20 protein-coding genes and 1 pseudogene are annotated in these 17,477 nt (G+C 71.5%); 18 read left to right on the forward strand and 3 right to left on the reverse strand.

All coding sequences use genetic code 11. From position 1 onward, the window contains the following. Nucleotides 1–9: 9 nt before the first annotated feature. The gene (locus ACFQ87_RS26225; protein ID WP_380613259.1) at nucleotides 10–822 is read left to right on the forward strand and encodes a thioesterase II family protein; all 813 of its coding nucleotides are present in this window, start codon (nucleotides 10–12) and stop codon (nucleotides 820–822) included. 24 nt (nucleotides 823–846) lie between these two features. On the opposite strand, the gene ACFQ87_RS26230 is transcribed toward ACFQ87_RS26225, so the two are convergent. Beyond that, nucleotides 847–1,560 (reverse strand): helix-turn-helix transcriptional regulator, encoded by a 714-nt coding sequence (locus tag ACFQ87_RS26230; protein WP_380613260.1) that lies wholly within the window; start codon nucleotides 1,558–1,560, stop codon nucleotides 847–849. A gap of 421 nt (nucleotides 1,561–1,981) precedes the next feature. Between ACFQ87_RS26230 and ACFQ87_RS26235 the strand changes: the two genes are divergently transcribed. From ACFQ87_RS26235 to ACFQ87_RS26250, 4 genes are all read left to right on the forward strand, one after another. Further along, nucleotides 1,982–2,428: a hypothetical protein gene (locus ACFQ87_RS26235; protein WP_380613261.1), complete on the forward strand. Its 447-nt coding sequence runs from the start codon at nucleotides 1,982–1,984 to the stop codon at nucleotides 2,426–2,428. Beyond that, nucleotides 2,425–4,002: a multicopper oxidase family protein gene (locus tag ACFQ87_RS26240; RefSeq protein WP_380613262.1), complete on the forward strand. Its 1,578-nt coding sequence runs from the start codon at nucleotides 2,425–2,427 to the stop codon at nucleotides 4,000–4,002. The genes ACFQ87_RS26235 and ACFQ87_RS26240 overlap by 4 nt, the downstream gene beginning before the upstream one ends. A gap of 260 nt (nucleotides 4,003–4,262) precedes the next feature. Next, entirely contained in the window at nucleotides 4,263–6,362 is a 2,100-nt protein-coding gene (locus tag ACFQ87_RS26245) for an MMPL family transporter (RefSeq protein ID WP_380613263.1), read from the forward strand. A gap of 50 nt (nucleotides 6,363–6,412) precedes the next feature. Continuing rightward, a complete protein-coding gene (locus ACFQ87_RS26250; RefSeq protein WP_380613264.1) occupies nucleotides 6,413–7,066 on the forward strand; it encodes a hemerythrin domain-containing protein in 654 nt (217 codons plus the stop codon). 54 nt (nucleotides 7,067–7,120) lie between these two features. Here ACFQ87_RS26250 and ACFQ87_RS26255 read toward each other — a convergent pair whose 3' ends face one another. Together ACFQ87_RS26255 and ACFQ87_RS26260 are read right to left on the reverse strand one after the other, a co-directional pair. Continuing rightward, complete coding sequence (locus tag ACFQ87_RS26255) at nucleotides 7,121–7,354, reverse strand: DUF6059 family protein (RefSeq protein ID WP_380613265.1); 234 nt, start codon at nucleotides 7,352–7,354, stop codon at nucleotides 7,121–7,123. 84 nt (nucleotides 7,355–7,438) lie between these two features. Beyond that, complete coding sequence (locus tag ACFQ87_RS26260) at nucleotides 7,439–8,275, reverse strand: BTAD domain-containing putative transcriptional regulator (protein ID WP_380613266.1); 837 nt, start codon at nucleotides 8,273–8,275, stop codon at nucleotides 7,439–7,441. Between the two features lie 356 nt (nucleotides 8,276–8,631). Here ACFQ87_RS26260 and ACFQ87_RS26265 point away from each other — a divergent pair, with 356 nt between their 5' ends. From ACFQ87_RS26265 to ACFQ87_RS26325, 13 genes and pseudogenes are all read left to right on the forward strand, one after another. Beyond that, a complete protein-coding gene (locus tag ACFQ87_RS26265; protein WP_380613267.1) occupies nucleotides 8,632–8,958 on the forward strand; it encodes a TcmI family type II polyketide cyclase in 327 nt (108 codons plus the stop codon). Between the two features lie 90 nt (nucleotides 8,959–9,048). After that, entirely contained in the window at nucleotides 9,049–9,444 is a 396-nt protein-coding gene (locus ACFQ87_RS26270; RefSeq protein WP_380613305.1) for a cupin domain-containing protein, read from the forward strand. Continuing rightward, nucleotides 9,441–10,709: a beta-ketoacyl-[acyl-carrier-protein] synthase family protein gene (locus tag ACFQ87_RS26275; RefSeq protein ID WP_380613268.1), complete on the forward strand. Its 1,269-nt coding sequence runs from the start codon at nucleotides 9,441–9,443 to the stop codon at nucleotides 10,707–10,709. The genes ACFQ87_RS26270 and ACFQ87_RS26275 overlap by 4 nt, the downstream gene beginning before the upstream one ends. Then, nucleotides 10,706–11,959, forward strand: coding sequence for a ketosynthase chain-length factor (locus ACFQ87_RS26280; protein WP_380613269.1), 1,254 nt, complete (start codon nucleotides 10,706–10,708; stop codon nucleotides 11,957–11,959). The genes ACFQ87_RS26275 and ACFQ87_RS26280 overlap by 4 nt, the downstream gene beginning before the upstream one ends. A gap of 42 nt (nucleotides 11,960–12,001) precedes the next feature. After that, nucleotides 12,002–12,178, forward strand: a pseudogene (locus ACFQ87_RS26285) (phosphopantetheine-binding protein); the annotation flags it as partial. 57 nt (nucleotides 12,179–12,235) lie between these two features. Further along, nucleotides 12,236–12,709: an SRPBCC family protein gene (locus ACFQ87_RS26290; protein WP_380613306.1), complete on the forward strand. Its 474-nt coding sequence runs from the start codon at nucleotides 12,236–12,238 to the stop codon at nucleotides 12,707–12,709. A gap of 22 nt (nucleotides 12,710–12,731) precedes the next feature. Further along, a complete protein-coding gene (locus tag ACFQ87_RS26295; protein WP_380613270.1) occupies nucleotides 12,732–13,469 on the forward strand; it encodes an SDR family oxidoreductase in 738 nt (245 codons plus the stop codon). A gap of 22 nt (nucleotides 13,470–13,491) precedes the next feature. After that, nucleotides 13,492–13,815 (forward strand): putative quinol monooxygenase, encoded by a 324-nt coding sequence (locus tag ACFQ87_RS26300; RefSeq protein ID WP_380613271.1) that lies wholly within the window; start codon nucleotides 13,492–13,494, stop codon nucleotides 13,813–13,815. An 11-nt stretch (nucleotides 13,816–13,826) separates the two neighbouring features. Next, a complete protein-coding gene (locus tag ACFQ87_RS26305) occupies nucleotides 13,827–14,132 on the forward strand; it encodes an antibiotic biosynthesis monooxygenase family protein (protein WP_380613272.1) in 306 nt (101 codons plus the stop codon). A gap of 10 nt (nucleotides 14,133–14,142) precedes the next feature. Next, nucleotides 14,143–15,372: an FAD-dependent oxidoreductase gene (locus ACFQ87_RS26310; RefSeq protein WP_380613273.1), complete on the forward strand. Its 1,230-nt coding sequence runs from the start codon at nucleotides 14,143–14,145 to the stop codon at nucleotides 15,370–15,372. Nucleotides 15,373–15,379: 7 nt separating this feature from the next. Beyond that, nucleotides 15,380–15,844, forward strand: coding sequence for an anthrone oxygenase family protein (locus tag ACFQ87_RS26315; RefSeq protein ID WP_380613274.1), 465 nt, complete (start codon nucleotides 15,380–15,382; stop codon nucleotides 15,842–15,844). Between the two features lie 64 nt (nucleotides 15,845–15,908). Further along, nucleotides 15,909–16,733 carry an SDR family NAD(P)-dependent oxidoreductase gene (locus tag ACFQ87_RS26320; RefSeq protein ID WP_380613275.1) on the forward strand — a complete coding sequence of 275 codons (825 nt, stop codon included), beginning with the start codon at nucleotides 15,909–15,911 and terminating at the stop codon, nucleotides 16,731–16,733. Nucleotides 16,734–16,831: 98 nt separating this feature from the next. Beyond that, nucleotides 16,832–17,368 (forward strand): cupin domain-containing protein, encoded by a 537-nt coding sequence (locus ACFQ87_RS26325; protein WP_380613276.1) that lies wholly within the window; start codon nucleotides 16,832–16,834, stop codon nucleotides 17,366–17,368. Nucleotides 17,369–17,477: the final 109 nt, after the last annotated feature.

The following is a 17,477-nucleotide window of genomic DNA, read 5'->3' on the forward strand; positions in this document are numbered from 1 at the left end:
GAACCCAGAATGGACGCGCACACCCCGATCAGCCGCCGGCCGGCATCCACTCGTCCCGAGGACTGGGGTGTGCGCTGGCAACCCAGGCCGGGCGCCGCCCTCCGGCTGTTCTGCCTGCCCCACTCCGGCGGCGGGGCCGGCCCCTACCACTCGTGGGGTGCCCGGCTGGGGCCGGAGATCGAGGTGGTGGCGATCCGCCTGCCTGGCCGGGAGGCCCGGTACCGCGAGCGCCCGATCAGCCGGCTCGACGAGCTGGTCCCGGCCCTGGTCCGCGCGCTGGCGCCCTGGCTCGACCGGCCGCACGCCTGGTTCGGGCACAGCATGGGCGCACTGATCGGCTACGAGGTGTGCCGGGAGCTGCGCCGCTGCGGACTGCCGGAGCCGGTACGGCTGTTGGCCTCCGGCCGCCGGGCCCCGCATCTGCCGGCCCGCTCGCGCCCGGTGCACGACGCCCCCGTGGCCGATGTGGTGGCCTATCTCAAGGGGCTCGACGGCACTCCGGCGGAACTGCTGGACAACCCGTCGGCGCTGTCGATGCTGCTGCCGACGATGCGTGCGGACCTGGCCGTCTCCGAGAGATACCGGTGGCAGCCCGGGCCGCCGCTGGACTGTCCGGTGTCGGTGCTGGGCGGCACGGCCGACCCTGTGGCGACCACCGGGGAGCTGCACGCGTGGCAGCTTCACACCTCAGCCGGCTGCACGGTACGGATGTTCGACGGCGGCCACTTCTTCCTGCACGACGACCCGGCGCCGGTGCTGCGTGCCATCGCCGAAGAGCTGTCCCCGGTCAGCACCGCGCCGCGGTGGCGTCCGCTGGGCTGACCGGGGGCCGGGTTCGGGTGACCGTCAGGCCGTCACGGCGAGATCGGCGAGGTCCGGCAGGGAGAGCAGGATCGGCGGGCGCGTCCAGTTCGACGGGCGGGCCGTCAGTTCGACGGTGAGCCGGGCACCCGGGGTGACCTCCACCGGGCCGACCATGTCGACCAGGAGCGGGCGTTCGGACGGAGCCGGTGCGGCCTGGGCGTGCGCGTCGTACGTCACCGCATGCAGGTACCAGGGCCCCGCGGGCACGTCGGTCAGTCGGAAGGCGCCCGGGCCGGTGATGACCGTGCTGGTCACGGGTTGCCGTTCGAGGATCGGGCTGTCGAAAACACCGATGAAGATGGCCGAAACAGTGCGGTCCGCCGTCCGCGCGATACCGGAGATCTCGCCGGTCGCCGGGGAGGCCTCAGTGCGACAGGAGATTCGCCCCGGTCCGGTGTCGCCGCTCCGGGCGATTCTCCGGAACTCGGTGGGTGAGTACCCCACCGATTCCGTGAACCGGCGGGTGAAACTCCCGGTGCTTCCGTATCCGACCTGCGCCGAGATGTCGGCCACGTTGTACGACGTGGTCCGCAGCAGGCGCTTGGCCTCCTGCAGACGGACGGCCGTCAGGAAACGTCCCGGCGTCACCCCCGTGATGCGCCGGAACGACCTGAGGAAGTGGAACTTGCTCACCATGCTCGGCCTGGCCAGGCTGTCCAGGCTGAGCGGCTCCGAGTAATGCTCTCTTATGGTCATGACGGCACGCTCGATGACATGTTCCACGGTTGCTCCCCCTGAGCTCGCGGTTGTGGGTCGTGCCGGATGTCCGGCTGCTCGTCGTGAGGTTCGCGGGCATGACGACAGGGTCGGGCCCGGCCTGTGAGCAGGCAGCCTTACTGGTTTCCGGGCGCGCTGAAGACGGTCGGCGGCCGTCTCGACAAGGCAGGGGCCCATGGCCGGACAGGCGTTGCGCGGGCCCGGCTGGGCGGCTGTCGTTCGGCTGGACACCGACACGCCCATGGTCACAGGCGGGCGGTACCGCTGTCTTCTTCGCTCTTGCTGACTGAACACCTGTTCCCGGGTGCGAGTGCCCGGTAGCGTCCACGCGCGGCGGTTACCATGACGGCTGCTTCGGCGCGAGACGCGTCAAGTTCCGTTTCCAAGAAGGAAATTCGTTGTGAGCAAAGCTCAAGTGCCGCTTCCCCGAACACCATTCATCGTCATCAGGGTCACGTCAACCCTGCTGGCCTTACTCGGCCTCGCCCAGACCACCTTCGCGGGAAGCTTCCTCAACGGGCAGTACGACATGCTGAAGGTGCACCAGGTCAACGCCATGGTGCTCGGGGGTGTGGCGCTGATCCAGGCGATCACCGGCGTCCTGGTGAAAGCGACCGGGAAGGGGCCCGGCTGGCCGGTGTGGGTCTCGCTGGTCCTGGTCGCCGCGATCGCCGGCCAGATCAGACTCGGGTTCACCCAGGTGCTGGCAGCGCACGTCACCCTGGGGGTGCTGGTCGTCGCGGGGATCGTGCTCATGGCCGGCTGGGCCTGGCGGACACCCGTTCCCCCCAAGGCCGCACCGCCGGCGCCGGTCGTGACCGACGACCCGGTCGGAGCCGCCTCGTGACCGGTGGGAGCGTCAACCGCAGGCGCTTCCTGGCGCTCGGGGCCGCTGCCGTCGGGGTGGCGGCCGTCGGCGCCCCGTTCGGGGCGACGCTGTTCGGCAAGGGACAGCCGGGCCGGCTGCTGCGCAGCCACGCGCCCCTCCCCCGCCCGTACCAGGTGCCGCTGCCCGTGCCGGCCGTGCTCCAGCCGGTGCGCACCGACGCCGCCGCAGACTACTACGAGATCACCCAGCAGGTGGCGCAGCTGGAGATCCTGCCCGGGCTCAAGACCTCGGCCTGGACCTACGGCGGCAGCTTCCCCGGCCCCACGCTGGTCGCCCGATCCGGCCGCCAGACCGTGGTGCGCCACCGCAACCAGCTCCCGCAGCCCACGGTGGTCCACCTGCACGGGGGACACACCCCGGCGGACAGCGACGGCTACCCGATCGACCTGCTGCTGCCCGCCTCGGGCTCCGGCGAGCCCATGGCGGGGATGAACATGCCGGGGATGTCACAGCAGATGCCGGTCGGAAAGACCTCACAGGGCGAGCGGGTGCACACCTACCCCGGCAACCAGCGGGCAGCGACGCTCTGGTACCACGACCACCGGATGGGCTTCACCGGTCCGGGTGTCTGGCGGGGCCTGGCCGGGTTCCACCTCGTGCACGACGACGAGGAGCAGTCCCTGCCGCTGCCGCACGGCGAGCGCGACATCCCGCTGATGATCGCCGACCGGTCCTTCGCTGAGGACGGGTCGTTCCAGTACCCGTCCAGCGACGCCGCTCTGCACGTGCCGGGCGTCACCGACGCGTACATGAACGGCGTTCTCGGCGACGTGATCCTGGTCAACGGCGCGCCCTGGCCGGTACTCAAGACGGACCGGGCACGCTACCGGCTGCGCCTGCTCAACGCCTCCAACGCCCGGCCGTACCGGCTGGAGCTCGACCCGCAGCCGCCGGGTGGCGACGGGCTGGTGCAGATCGGCGGCGACGGCGGGCTGCTGGAGCGGCCGGTGCGGCACGACGCGCTGGAGCTGGCGCCGGCGGAGCGCTTCGACGTGGTGGTCGACTTCTCCCGCTACCAGCCCGGCACCTCGGTGCGACTGGTGAACCGCTTCGGCCGCGGCAGCACCGCCGAGGTGATGCGGTTCGACGTCTCCTCGGCCCCGGTCACGGACGACTCCTCCGTACCGGACCGGCTGAGCACGATCGAACGCCTGGATCGCGGACGGGCGGTGGCCACCCGCACCTTCGCCTTCCGACAGGACCGCTGGAACACCTGGACGATCAACGACCAGGAGTACCAGCCCGGCCGCGCACTCGCCCGCCCGAAGCTCGGCGACATCGAGGTCTGGCGGTTCGTCACCGACTTCCACCACCCCGTCCACGTGCACCTGAACCCGTTCCAGGTGCTCTCGCGCAACGACGCGGAGCCCGGGCCGTACGACGGCGGGTGGAAGGACACCATCGACCTGCAGGCGAGCGAGGCGGTGGAGATCGCGGTCCGGTTCACCGACTACACCGGCGCGTTCATGCTGCACTGCCACAACCTCGAACACGAGGACATGGCGATGATGGGCGACTTCGTCACCGAGTGAACCGGGCCGCCCCCGGCCCCCGGGCCCGGCCGGCACCGACCCGCCGCCCGGGCCCGGGGGCCTCCTCATACGGACCCACACCCGCTGCCAGCGATCTGTGAGCGTTCTGCCAGCGCGTGGCGCCAGTCTGATGCCCTGGTCCACGCCTGCCTCTGCTACAGAATCGAGTCGCTGCCATGTCCATCCCCTCTCCCCAGGTCCCGCGTGGTGGGCCGGCGGAGCCGAAGAGGTCCCTCGCGAGTTTCGTCACCACCCGGTGGATGCGGTACGCGGTGCTCGCCTTCTGGGTGGTCGCGGTGGTGGTGGCCTCCGGACTGGCCGAGAAGGTGACCGACGTCCAGAAGAACGACCTCGCCTCCTTCCTGCCCGGCAAGGCCGAGTCGACCCAGGTCGTCAAGCTCCAGGAGTCGTTCACCGCCCGCAACCTGCTGCCGGCCGTGGTGGTCTACGAGCGGGCGTCCGGGCTGACCGCGGCGGACAAGGCCAAGGCCGACGCGGACGCCAGGACCTTCGCCGGCCGCACCGACCTCGTCGGCAAGGTCGAGGGCCCAACGCTGTCGGCCGACGGCAACGCGGCTCAGATCGTCGTCCCGCTCGACCTCGGCTCGGACTACTTCAACAAGGCCGCCGACGTGGTCCACGCGATGCGCGACCAGGCACAGCGGAGCGCCGACGGCATGACCGTCCACGTCACCGGGCCGGCCGGCACCACCGCCGACCAGGCCAAGGCGACGGACGGGGCGGACTCCAGCCTGCTGCTGGCCACGATCGCCGTGGTGGTGGCGATCCTGCTGATCACCTACCGCAGCCCGCTGCTGTGGCTGCTGCCGATCATCTCCGCCGGCATCTCGCTCACCTGCGCAGAGGCGGTCATCTACCTGTTCGCCAAGTACGGTGGTCTGACGGTCAGTTCGGACGGAAGCTTCATCCTCACCATCCTGGTCTTCGGGGCCGGCACCGACTACGCGCTGCTGCTGGTCGCGCGGTACCGCGAGGAGCTGATTCGCCACGAGGACCGCTTCCAGGCAATGGCGGAAGCGCTGCGGCGCTGCGGCCCGGCGCTCCTGGCGAGCGCCGCGACCGTGGCGCTGAGCATGCTGTGCCTGCTGTTCGCCGACATGAACTCGACCCGGGGCCTCGGCCCGGTCTTCGCGATCGGTGTCATCACCGGTCTGATCGTGATGCTGACGCTGTTCCCGGCACTGCTGGTGCTGTTCGGGCGCTGGATCTTCTGGCCGCGCCAGCCCCGCTTCGGCGGCGAGCCGCCGGCCGCCTCGGGTGTGTGGTCCAGGCTCAGCGGGGGCATCGCCCGCCGGCCCCGTACCACCTGGGTGGTGACGGCGCTGGTCCTCGCCGGGATGGCCCTCGGCATGACCCAGCTGAACGCGGTCGGACTGGATGACGAGCAGACCTTCCGCACCCACCAGGACTCCGTCGCCGGCCAGCAGGCCCTGACCCGGCACTTCCCCTCCGACGCGGGCAATCCGCTGGTCGTGATCAGCGCCGCGGACCAGGCCGGCCAGGTCAAGCAGGCACTCACGGCCATCAGCGGCATCGACGCGGCCGGCCTGAGCGACCCGGTCGTCAAGGGCGAGCACGCCTACCTGACGGCCCCGCTGAGCGATCCGTGGCACAGCAAGGCCGCGTACGCCACCGTGGACCGGGCGCGCGACGCGGTGCACGCGGTGCCGGGCGCACACGCACTGGTCGGCGGTGACACCGCACTCAACCTGGACGTCGACCGGTCGTCCCGGCACGACCGCAATCTGATCGTGCCGATCGCGCTGGCCGTGATCCTCGGTGTGCTGGTGCTGCTCCTGCGGTCCGTGGTGGCGCCGCTGGTCCTCGTCGCCACCGTGGCGCTGTCCCTCGCCGCGGCCATCGGTGGCAGTGCCTTCCTGTTCGAGCACAGCTTCGGATTCGGGGCCGAGGACCCCTCGTTCCCGCTGTTCGTCTTCGTGTTCCTGATCTCCCTCGGCGTCGACTACAACATCTTCCTGATGACCCGGGTCCGTGAGGAGACGACCCGGCACGGGACCCGCCGGGCGATGCGGATCGGGCTGTCCACGACCGGCGGGGTGATCACCTCGGCGGGTCTGGTACTCGCCGGCACCTTCGCGGTCCTGGGAGTGCTTCCGCTGACGCTGATCACGGAGCTCGGCTTCGCGGTGGCCTTCGGCGTCGTCCTGGACACCTTCGTGGTCCGCTCGGTGCTGGTCACGGCGCTCACCCTCGACATCGGCCGGCGCATGTGGTGGCCGAGCCGACTCTCCCACCACCCCGACGACCTGGCGGACGGGGAACTGCCGATCGAGCCGCTGTGCCCCGCCGACGACGGGGCGCTGCAGCCCGCGGACTGACCCGACCCCCAGGCCCGCTTCCACACCAACCAGCGAACCAAGGAGTGACGTTGAACGACATCACGACTCCCGACCCCGACGACGCCGTCGACCTCACGATGATGTACGCGGCGCACCAGGCCTTCCGCCGCGACCTGGCGCGGCTGACCTCCGCGGCGAAGGGCGGCACGGACAGCGACCGGCAGGCCTTCGCCACCGGATGGTCGCTGGTCAAGAGCTACCTGACGATCCACCACAAGGCGGAGGACGATGCGCTCTGGCCGGCCATCCGCCGCCACCTGCCCGGCCGGGAGCAGGACCTGGCGACGCTGGACGCGCTGGAGGCGGAGCACACCGAGCTCGACCCGCTCATGCACGCCATCGACACCGAGCTCGCGGGAGACGACGCCCAGCGACTGGCCGGACTCGCGGACCAGCTGTCCACGGCGCTGATCGACCACCTCGACCACGAGGAGGCCCAGGCCCTGCCGCTGGTGGTCGACCTGCTCACCAAGCAGGAGTGGAGCGCCTTCGGCGCCGATCAGCGCCGTCAACTGGGGCCCGAGGGTGCCTCGACCTTCATCCCCTGGCTCCTCGACGGAGCGTCGGAGCAGACCCGGGCGGCCGTGCTCGCAACCCTGCCGCCGCCGGCGCGGGGAGCCTACCAGCAGACCTGGCGCGCCGCGTACGAGCAGCAGTCGCCCTGGCACCCGGCCGGGCGGTAGCGGAAAAGCCGCCGGGGTACGGTCGGCGGGAACCGCCGACCGTACCCCGATTGCTCAGAACTTCCGGTCGAGATCCGACAGTTGGCGATCGAGCGCGCGTTCCGTGGGCGTCAGGGGAAGGTCCGGCCGCAGCCGTTCGAGAGGCCGCGGGTGGACCGGGCCCCCCGGTGCGCCGTCCTCCCCCAGGTCCTGCGCAGGCACGTGCACCCACAGGTGACCAGCCGACACCAGGGCCCGCCCGAGGCAGTTGAGGCAACGGGCCATCAGCAGAGCGAGCGAACGGCACATCGGCGGATTCCTCTCCGAAACGGGCCCGGCGGGCGGGCGGCCCCCAGAGGATCGCGCACGGCGGTGAAACCGCGATAAAGGGTGTCAATCCTCGCTGATGAAGAACGAGTCGGCGGCCAGGACGGCCCGATGCGCGCGGCGCAGATCCGGCCCCGGCTCGATGCCGAGTTCCTCGATCAACCGGTTCCGGGCGGCGCGATAGCACGCGAGCGCCTCCCCACTGCGTCCGCTGCGGTGCAGCGCGAGCATGAGCCGGGCGCAGAAGCCCTCGCTCAGCGGATCCTCCGCCACGAGCCGACGGAGCTCGCCGACCAGCTCCAAATGCCGGCCGAGGAGCAGGTCGAGGTCGATCCGCCGCTTCAGCGCGGTCATCCACGCCTCGTCGTACTGGAGGGCGGCGCCCGCGAGGGTGGGGCTGTCGCGCAGGTCCTCGAGCGCCGGCCCGCGGCGCAGCGCCATGGCCTCCTGGTACTGGCGCGAGGCCAGGGCGTGCCGTCCCGACTCGGCGGACTCCCAGGCCATGGCGCACATCCGGTCGAAGCACACGGTGTCGAGGATCCCCTCGTTGACCTGGAGCTGGTAGCCGGGCGGGCGGGTGCGCAGGGTGCACCACCGCCCGTCGAGCCCGTGCCTGATCAGGAACTTGCGCAGCTGCGACACGTACACGCGCAGCGCGGCCAGCGCGGTCGCGGGCGGCTGGTCGCCCCACAGGTCCCGGATCAGCGCGTCGTTGGAGACGACGGCGTTGGGCCGCACCAGGAGGGTGGCCAGCAGCTGCCGCAACTTGCGCTGAGGCAGCGCCACTTCGACCGAGTCGGCGACGATCTCCAGCGGCCCGAGCAAGCTCAGGGCCACCGCCCGCCTGGCCGGCTCCTCTGCGACGAGGGCAACCGGAGCCTCGACGATGGACGCACTATTCATGATTCCCCCATGAAGTGATCCCGTGCGGCCGTCACTGCGGAGTCTCCTGCCGGGCCCTTCGCGGTCGCGGCGCGAAAGCCGCACCGCGGCTCGGGCAGTGTGCCGAGCGAGACGGCGGCACCGATGGTGGCCAGATCCTAACGAGCGCCATCACATTCGCCTACCGCCTTCGGGAACGAGCACCACTCGTACTTTCGGCCGATACCACCGGTATTCGAGCACGACCGCGGTGCGGCCGTGCGGCCGCGTCCGCGGCGGCAGGCGGTTTTCCGGCGCCTCATCGACGCTTTACGCCTCCGCGTGAATCTGTTCCCGCCACCGCTCGGTTCGGCGAGCCGGAACGGAAGGAAAGCATAATGCGCAGCACTCTCATCGTGGCCCGCATGAAGCCGGGCTCGGCGCCTGAAGTGGGCCGAATTTTCGCGGAATCCGACGCCGGTGAATTGCCGCACCTGATCGGGGTACGCGAGCGCCGGCTGTTCCACTTCCACGATCTCTACGTGCATTACATCGCCTCCGACGACGAGGTGCGTCATTCCCTCGCCGAGGTCCGCGATCACGCCCTGTTCCGCGACGTCAACGAGAAGCTCGGCGCCCACATCACCGCCTACGACCCGCGCACCTGGCGCGGCCCCGAGGACGCGATGGCGCACGAGTTCTACACCTGGCAGGCGGAGCGCTGAGTCCGTCGGCCGGCTCGGGCCGACGCGTGGTGGCCGAAGGGGGACCGCACATGCGGAAATCGAGAGGAGTCTGGCGTGGCCAGCGACCGTATGACCAAGGTTTCACTGGGGGACGTCGCATCCAACCGCAAGCGCGGTGGTGACCTGCGCACCCTGCTCAGTCCCGCCACGGCGGGATGCACCTCGGGCTTCATGGGTGTGCTCACCCTGGCCCCGGGGGAGGTCGTCACCGAGCACTACCACCCGTACTCCGAGGAGTTCCTGTACCTCGTCAGCGGGGAGATCACCGCACGGATCGACGGGCAGCCCGTGCCCCTGAGTGCCGGCGACGCACTCCACCTCGGGATCAACGCCCGGCACCGGCTGGAGAACCACGGCGACACCCCGGCCTTCATGGTCTTCCACCTGGGGCCGCTGGCGCCCCGGCCTGAACTCGGCCACGTGGACACCGAGCCGCTGCCGCAGACCGACCAGGCGGACGCATGAGTCCCCGTCGTGCCGTCGTCACCGGCATGGGCGTCGTCGCGCCCGGCGGCATAGGCACCAAGGCGTTCTGGAACCTCCTCACCGAGGGGCGGACGGCCACCCGGGCCATCTCCCACTTCGACGCGACGGGCTACCGCTCCCGGATCGCGGCCGAGTGCGACTTCGATCCCCTGGCGAACGGGCTCACGCCCGAGGAGATCCACCGGATGGACCGCTGCTCCCAGTTCGCCGTGGTCGCCGCCCGTGAGGCGCTCGCCGACAGCGGGGCCGGGGCCGTGCCCGCACACCGGATCGGGGTCTGCGTCGGTAGCGCCGTCGGTTCGACCATCACCCTGGAACAGCAGTACGTCCGGGCGAGCGGGCGTGGCAGCCGCTGGGTGGTCGACGCCGCGGATCCGTATCCGCACCTGTACCGCGGACTGGTGCCGAGCGCCCTCGGCGCGGAGGTCGCGTGGACGGCCGGCGCGCAGGGCCCGGTCCGGGTGGTGTCCACCGGCTGCACCTCGGGACTCGACGCCGTGGCCCAGGGTGCCCGGTTCATCGAGGACGGCCTGTCCGACATGGTCCTCGCCGGCGCCACCGACGCGCCCATCTCCCCCATCTCGGTCGCCTGCTTCGACGCCATCCGGGCCACCTCGCCCGGCAACGACGACCCGGAGCACGCCTCCCGGCCCTTCGACCGGGACCGCAACGGGTTCGTCCTGGGCGAGGGCGCCGCGGTGCTCGTCCTGGAGGAGGCCGAGGCCGCCCGGCGCCGTGGCGCGCACGTCTACTGCGAGATCGCGGGCTACGCCCAGCGCAGCAACGCCTTCCACATGACCGGGCTGCGCCCCGACGGCGCGGAACTGGCCAAGGCCGTCCAGGTCGCCCTTGACCGCGCCCAGCTCCCGCCCGAGGCCCTCGACTACGTCAACGCCCACGGCTCCGGCACCCGGCAGAACGACCGGCACGAAACCGAGGCGCTCAAGATCTCCCTTGCCGACCACGCGTACCGTGTGCCGGTCAGCTCCATCAAGTCGATGATCGGGCACTCGCTCGGCGCCATCGGCTCACTGGAACTGGCGGCGAGTGCCCTGGCCATCGAGTGGAACGTCGTGCCGCCGACGGCCAACCTGAACCACCCGGATCCGGAACTCGGCCTTGACTACGTCCCCCTGGAGGCCCGGGAACACCGGACCGACACCGTGCTGAGCACCGGCAGCGGCTTCGGGGGATTCCAGACGGCGGTGGTGCTCACCGCGCCGGGAACGGGCGGTGGCCGGTGACCGACACGTACCCCGGCACCGATCGCCGCCGCGCCCTGGTCACCGGGGTCTCGGCGATCGCTCCCAACGGCACCGGGGCCGGGCCCTTCTGGAACGCCCTGCTCGACGGCGTCGACGGGCTCGGCCCGGTGACCCGCTTCGACGCGGCCGACTTCCCGGTCCGGGTGGTGGGAGAGATACCCGGCTCGGAGACGCTGCCCGAGGTCGATCCCAAGCTGGCCGTCCAAACCGACCGATGGAGCCAACTCGCCCTGCTGGCCGCCGAAGAGGCCCTGCGTGACGCCGACCTGCGGCCCGCCGAGTTCGCCCCGTACGACCTCGGGGTCATCACCGCCTCGTCCTCCGGAGGCAACGCCTTCGGACAGCGCGAGATCCAGGCCCTGTGGTCGAAGGGGCCGCGCCACGTCGGCCCCTTCCAGTCGATCGCCTGGTTCTACGCCGCCACGACCGGCCAACTCTCCATCAAACACGGGATGAAGGGCCCGTGCGGCGTGGTCGTCGCGGAACAGGCCGGCGGACTCGACGCGATCGGGCAGGCCCGCAACGCGCTGCTGCGCGGAGACGCGAAGGCGGTCCTCACCGGCGGCACCGAGGCGCCGCTGAGCCCGTACGCGTTGGCCTGCCAGACCACCTCGCAGCGGCTGAGCACCGGCGAGGACCCCGAACGCGCGTACCTCCCCTTCGACGCGGCCGCCCGCGGGCACGTCCCCGGTGAAGGCGGTGCCATCCTCGTGCTGGAGGACGAGGAGAGCGCCCGGGCCCGTGGCGTCGAGCGACCGTACGGGGAGATCGCCGGGCACGCCTCGACCTTCGACCCGGCACCCGGCGCGCTCCAGGGCCCCGGCCCCTCACCGCTGCGCCGCGCGGTCGAACTCGCCCTGGCCGACGCCGGGGTCGGGCCGGACGAAATCGACGTGGTGTTCGCCGACGCCATGGGGACACCGGAGCTCGACCGCGCCGAATCGGCCTGTCTGGCCGAGGTGTTCGGTCCGCACGGGGTGCCGGTGACGGCGCCGAAGTCGTGGTACGGGCGGCTGTACGCCGGTGGGGCCCCGCTCGATGTCGTCACCGCCCTGTTCGCCCTGCGCGCTCAGGCCATCCCGCCCACCCGGGCCGGCGTCGTGCCGGACGACGCGCACCGCATCGACCTCGTCCGGGAGCCCCGGCAGGCGCGGCTGCGCACCGCCCTGGTCCTGGCCAGGGGGTACGGCGGCTTCAACTCCGCCCTCGTGGTCCGTACCGTTCCGTAGCCGCGCCGCGCTCCGTACCTTCCCACCGAAAGGACCGGATCCATGCCCCTCCAAGCCCTGACCGAGGACGAGCTCCTCGCCATCGTCCAGCAGTGCACGGGAGTCCTCATCGACCCGCAGCAGGCCGACGACCCGTACACGACCATCGAGGACCTCGGGGTGGACTCCCTGGGCCTGCTCAACGTGATCACCACCGTGGAGAACAGCCACCACGTCCAGCTCGACGTCGACGGCGTCGCCTCCCTCCCCGAACTCCTCTCCCGGATCAACCAGCAGATCGCTCCGGGCGCCCGCACCGAGAACTCGATCGTCATCGACGCCCCGATCGATCTGGTCTGGGACGTCTCCAACGACGTGGCGGGCTGGCCGAAGCTGTTCAGCGAGTACGCCGCCGCCGAGGTCCTGCACCACGAGGGCGACGTGGTCCGGTTCCGGTTGACCCTCCGGCCCGAGGAGGACGGCAAGGTCTGGAGCTGGGTCTCCGAGCGCACCATGGACCGCGCGAACCTTCGCGTGACCGCCCACCGGATCGAGACCGGTCCGTTCGCGTTCATGCACATCGACTGGCGCTACCGCGAGACCGAGCACGGCGTCGAGATGCGCTGGGTCCAGGAGTTCCGCATGAAGCCGGGCGCACCCCTCGACGACGCCGGCATGGCCGACCGCATCAACCGGAACTCCAGGATCCAGCTCGACCTGATCAAGGAGCGGATCGAGGCCGAGGCCCACAGCCGCGCCACCACCTCCTGAACCCCGACCCACGGAGAACGCGATGGACTTCAACCTCGACGGAAAGCACGCACTGGTGACCGGAGGATCCCGGGGCATCGGCAGGGCCACGGTGCTGGCCCTCGCCGACCAGGGCGCCTCGGTGACCGCCTGCTACGTCAGGGACAGCGCGGAGGTCGAGTCCCTCAGGAAGGAGCTGGCCGATCGCGGCGCCCGGGGCAACCTGGTCCGCTGCGACATCACGGACGCCGAGCAGACCGCACGGCTCTGCGCCGGCGCCGACGGGGCCTTCGGACCGATCGACGCGGTGGTGAACAACGCCGGCGTCATCAGCCACCACCCGCTGGCGGACCTCGCCCCCGAGCAGTGGAAGCGGGTCCTCGACACCAACCTGACGGGCATGTACCACGTGATCAGGTCGGCACTGCCCTTCTTCGCCACGACCGCCTCGGTCGTCAACATCAGTTCGGCCGTCGCCCACCACGGCATGCCGGGCGCCGCCCACTACGTGGCCTCCAAGGCCGGCGTCATGGGCCTGACCCGCGCGCTGGCCAAGGAGCTCGGCCCGCGGGGGATCCGGGTCAACTGCGTGGCCTCCGGGTTGGTCGAGACGGACCAGATGAAGGCGGTCACGGAGGAGGGCAAGGCCCGCTACCGCCAGATGATCTCGCTGGGGCGCCTGGGCGTCCCGGCGGAGATCGCCGACGTGGTGCTCTTCCTCCTCTCCGAGGCCTCCCGCTACGTCACCGGCGCCACGCTCGACGCCGACGGCGGGATCTGACCCGGCGGGGGGGACGGACGACATGCTGCGCACCGTACTGCGGATGACCGTCCGGACGGGCTGCGCGGAGGAGTTCCGCGCGGCCTGGCTGGACTCCGCGCGAAGCACCGCGGAGCTGCCCGGAAGCGTCGCGCAGACCCTGCTGCGCGACCCCCGCAGCCCGCACGACCACGTGATCATGGCCGACTGGGCCGACCACGCCTCCTTGGAGGCGTTCCAGAACAGCCCGGCCAGGCAGCGGCTCAGCGCCTGCCTGGACCGGTTCCGCGAGTCCGCGGAGAAGACCGTGTTCGACGTCGTCGAGCACGTGCCGGCTCACCGACCCATAGAGAGGCAACAGCGATGACCGTACGCGTCATGGTGTCAGCACGCGTCGAGGAGAAGGACCAGGAGGGATTCGAGGCGGCCTACCGCCAGGTCACCGCCGTCGTCCACGGTACGCCCGGGCACCTCCGGGACGAACTGCTGCGTGACGCCGACGAACCCGGCCGCTACATCCTGCTGGCGGAGTGGGAGAGCGAGGAGGCGTTCCGGGCCTGGGAGGACGCGCCGTCCCACCGTGAGATGGCCGCGCCCATGTTCCCCTTCTGGAGCGGGGGCGGCATCGAGCGGCGGATCTACGAGGTGCGCACCCGCCTCGGCGGCGTCGACACGCCCAAGTGATCGGAGCCCGATGATGACGGCAGTCCGCAAGGCCCTGGTGATCGGCGCGGGCATCGCCGGCCTGACCACGGCGGCGGGGCTGGTCCGGCAGGGCGTCGAGGTGGAAGTCTTCGAAGCACGCACCGCTCCCGGCCAGTTGCTGTCCGGAGGGGGGTTCATGCTCTGGCACAACGCCTTCCTCGCCCTCCGGCGCATCGGCCTCGACGAGGCCGTCGCGGCGGATGCGGTGCGCATGCGCTACCACGAGTTCCGCTCCGACCGGGGCCGCCGCCTGGCACGCTGGCAGCTGGACCGGTACACCGCCGGATGCGGCGCACCAGCCTGCGCCCTGCGCCGCTCCTCGCTGCACAAGGTGCTGACCGAGGCGGTCGGCGACCACCGGATCCGGCTCGGCTCCCGTCTGACCGGCTGGTCCCAGGACGCCGATGGTGTCACCGTCCGCTTCGAGGACGGATCGACCGCGCGCGGTGACGTGCTGGTCGGCGCCGACGGGCTGCGCTCCGCGGTCCGTGCCGTGATGCGCAGGAACTTCGAACCGCCGCCGCGGTACGCCGGATACACCGCGTGGCAGGCCATCACCCGGCTGCCGGGCGAGCAGGTGGTGCCCACCGGTACGTTCTTCAATCTGTGGGGCCGGGGCGGACTGCGCTTCCTGTACTGCCGGCTGAACGAGAACGAGGTCTACTGGGACGCCATCACCAGCGACCGCGCGGCCGGCGGGATCGACACGATGGGCAGCACCAGGCGCGCGGCGCTGGGTGCCGCCTACCGTGCCTGGCCCGAGCCCGTCGGACGCATCATCGCCTCGACCGACGAGGACGCGATCCTCCCGGTGAGCATCCACGACCGGCCGCCGGGCGGCCGGTGGACCCAGGGCCGGGTGGTCCTGGTCGGTGACGCCGCCCATCCCATGACGCTCAATCTCAGCCAGGGCGCCGGGCAGGCGATCGAGAGCGGTGTGGTCCTGGCCGGTCTGCTCGGCCGGGCCTCGGCGGAGGATCTCCCCAGGACGCTCGCCGCGTTCGAGGCCTCCCGCCGCGGCCGCGCCGCCGACATGACCACCACCTCCTGGCGCATCGGCCGGCTGGGGCTGGTCCACGGCTCGCTGCTGTGCGGGATCCGCGATCTGTTCATGCGCGCGGCCTTCGACACGATCGCCCGCGACCAGAGCTACGGCCTGATGCTCGACGACCGTCTGGAGCGCACTCCGATCCCGGCCGCCGACCGGAACGCGCGGTGAGGCCACCGTGCTGAGTGCGACCCTGGCGACCGTCTTCGTGCTGTGCACTGGTGTGCTGGCGGGGGCGCTGGTCGCGGTCGAACGGGCCGTCGCGCCCATGCTGCTGCGGCTGCCGCGGCAGACCTGGTCCGAGGTCCACCGGCTGCTGGACCCGGGTTTCGACCCGTTGATGCCCACGGTCAACAAGGTGGCCCTGGCCAGCGGTCTGGGCCTGTGCTTCCTCGCGCCGGGTGCGCCGGCCAAGGCGGTCTTCGCGGTCGCCCTGGCCGGCGTGGCCGGCGTGGCCCTCGTGTCCGAACTGCGCAACGTGCGGATGAACCGCCGCATCGACGAGTGGGCCGCGGCGGGCGAGGTGCCCGACGAGTGGAGTGCGCTGCGCGACCGGTGGTCCCGAGCCAACCGGTGGCGCACGGTGTGGGCCCTCGTCGCGTTCGGCGCGGCCCTCGGCGGCTGCCTGGCGGGATGGGCCTGACAGACCCCGGACCGGCCCGCCGACGAATGAACCATCTCCCTTGAGCGACAGAGGAGTTGATCCGGTGAATCCAGCGAACACGAGCTCCGGTGCCGAGGAGCGGGAACCCCGCAAACCGTCCGAGGTGCCGGAGTTCGACGGGAAAGTCGCCCTCGTGACCGGCGCGGGCCGCGGCATCGGCGCGGCCACCGCGCGGATTCTCGCCGCCCGGGGCGCCCGGGTGGCGGTGAACTACCGCGGTGACAGGGCCCGAGCCGAGGAGGTGGTCGGCTCGATCCGCGACGCGGGCGGTCGGGCGGTGGCCCTGCAGGGCGACGTGACCGACCCCGAGCAGGTCCGGCGCCTGGTCGCCGCCACCGAGTCCGAGCTGGGCCCGGTGGACGTCCTGGTCCTCAACGCGGCCGGGCTGTACGCCCATGAGGCGCGCATCGCCCCCGCGGCACGACTGGAGTGGGACGACATCGAACCGGTGGTCCTGCGGCAGCTCAAGGCGGTGTTCCTGACCGTCCGGGCGGTGCTGCCTGGGATGATCGCCCGGGGCAGCGGCTCCGTGGTCGCCGTCGGCGCCGCGCTGGCCCGCCGTCCGGCGCCGGGCTTCCTGCCACTGGCGGCCGCCAAGGCGGGCGTGGCGGCGGCCGTACGGACCCTCGCGCTCGAAGCGGGCCCGCACGGGGTCCGGGTCAACGCGGTCGAACCGAACCTCACCCTCACCGAGCTCGCCCACCACATCCCCGAGGAGCAGCGCCAGGCCGCCGCACAGCGCGCGGCTCTGCGGCGCAACGGGACCCCGGAGGACGTGGCCGAGGTCATCGCCTTCGCCGCGTCCGAGCGCTCCTCCTACCTCACGGGCAGCTGCCTGCTCGCGGACGGCGGCACCACGCTCCTCTGAGCGGTTTTCCCGAGGTTTATCAGCCGCTTTACCGGTACCTGATTCGCTGCCACAAGGCAGCGGAAGCCAAGGAATCCACGAGGAAGGCCAGAACATCCGTGACGCAGACCACAGAGAAGTTCGTCAACCGTGACGAGGTCGAACCCGTCTGCTGGTTCGGTGAGGAGGGCCGCTTCCTGCTCCGCAAGGAGGACACCGGCGGTCTGTACAGCTTCTACCAGATCACCACCCAACCGGGCAGCGGGCCGCCGCTGCACGTCCACGAGACGGCCGACGAGGCGTTCTTCATCAACCAGGGACGCTACGAGTTCGAGGTCGGCGGGACCAAGCAGGTGGTCGGGACCGGCACGATCGTCTACGGTCCGCGGGGCGTCCCGCACCGCTTCCGCAACGTCGGCGACGGCCCGGGCCAGCTGCTGGTCATCGCCACCCCCGGCGGCGTGGAGAACTTCTTCATCGGGCTGAGCGAACTGGTTTCCGCCGGACAGCCGGACTGGGAGCAGCTGCAGGAGCTCGCCAACCGGAACCGCGTCCGCGGCTTCCGGCCGGCGCCGGGCACGCACGACCTGGCCGGTCCGCCCAGCGGCGTGCGCGGCGCCGGCGGCCCGCCGAACGGCCTGGGCGCCCGCGGCTGACCGAGCCATCGCCTCCCGCACATCCGGCCGGGGGGGGGGGGGGGGAGGGGGTCGTTCAATTGGGCTGAACTGTATGGCAGTTGCACTGAGCTGTATGAGCGACCCTACT

The organism is Kitasatospora sp. NPDC056531 (genome assembly GCF_042794375.1).
In the GTDB taxonomy this organism is placed as follows: Bacteria; Actinomycetota; Actinomycetes; order Streptomycetales; family Streptomycetaceae; genus Kitasatospora.

What these genes read in the sequence shown, in the direction of transcription:
- ACFQ87_RS26305 (WP_380613272.1), top strand. Translation starts at nt 13,827, where the DNA reads ATGGTGTCAGCACGCGTCGAGGAGAAGGACCAGGAGGGATTCGAGGCG.
- ACFQ87_RS26295 (WP_380613270.1), top strand. Translation starts at nt 12,732, where the DNA reads ATGGACTTCAACCTCGACGGAAAGCACGCACTGGTGACCGGAGGATCC.
- ACFQ87_RS26300 (WP_380613271.1), top strand. Translation starts at nt 13,492, where the DNA reads ATGCTGCGCACCGTACTGCGGATGACCGTCCGGACGGGCTGCGCGGAG.
- ACFQ87_RS26225 (WP_380613259.1), top strand. Translation starts at nt 10, where the DNA reads ATGGACGCGCACACCCCGATCAGCCGCCGGCCGGCATCCACTCGTCCC.
- ACFQ87_RS26270 (WP_380613305.1), top strand. Translation starts at nt 9,049, where the DNA reads ATGACCAAGGTTTCACTGGGGGACGTCGCATCCAACCGCAAGCGCGGT.
- ACFQ87_RS26310 (WP_380613273.1), top strand. Translation starts at nt 14,143, where the DNA reads ATGATGACGGCAGTCCGCAAGGCCCTGGTGATCGGCGCGGGCATCGCC.
- ACFQ87_RS26265 (WP_380613267.1), top strand. Translation starts at nt 8,632, where the DNA reads ATGCGCAGCACTCTCATCGTGGCCCGCATGAAGCCGGGCTCGGCGCCT.
- ACFQ87_RS26260 (WP_380613266.1), bottom strand. Translation starts at nt 8,275, where the DNA reads ATGAATAGTGCGTCCATCGTCGAGGCTCCGGTTGCCCTCGTCGCAGAG.
- ACFQ87_RS26230 (WP_380613260.1), bottom strand. Translation starts at nt 1,560, where the DNA reads ATGACCATAAGAGAGCATTACTCGGAGCCGCTCAGCCTGGACAGCCTG.
- ACFQ87_RS26275 (WP_380613268.1), top strand. Translation starts at nt 9,441, where the DNA reads ATGAGTCCCCGTCGTGCCGTCGTCACCGGCATGGGCGTCGTCGCGCCC.
- ACFQ87_RS26245 (WP_380613263.1), top strand. Translation starts at nt 4,263, where the DNA reads ATGCGGTACGCGGTGCTCGCCTTCTGGGTGGTCGCGGTGGTGGTGGCC.
- ACFQ87_RS26255 (WP_380613265.1), bottom strand. Translation starts at nt 7,354, where the DNA reads ATGTGCCGTTCGCTCGCTCTGCTGATGGCCCGTTGCCTCAACTGCCTC.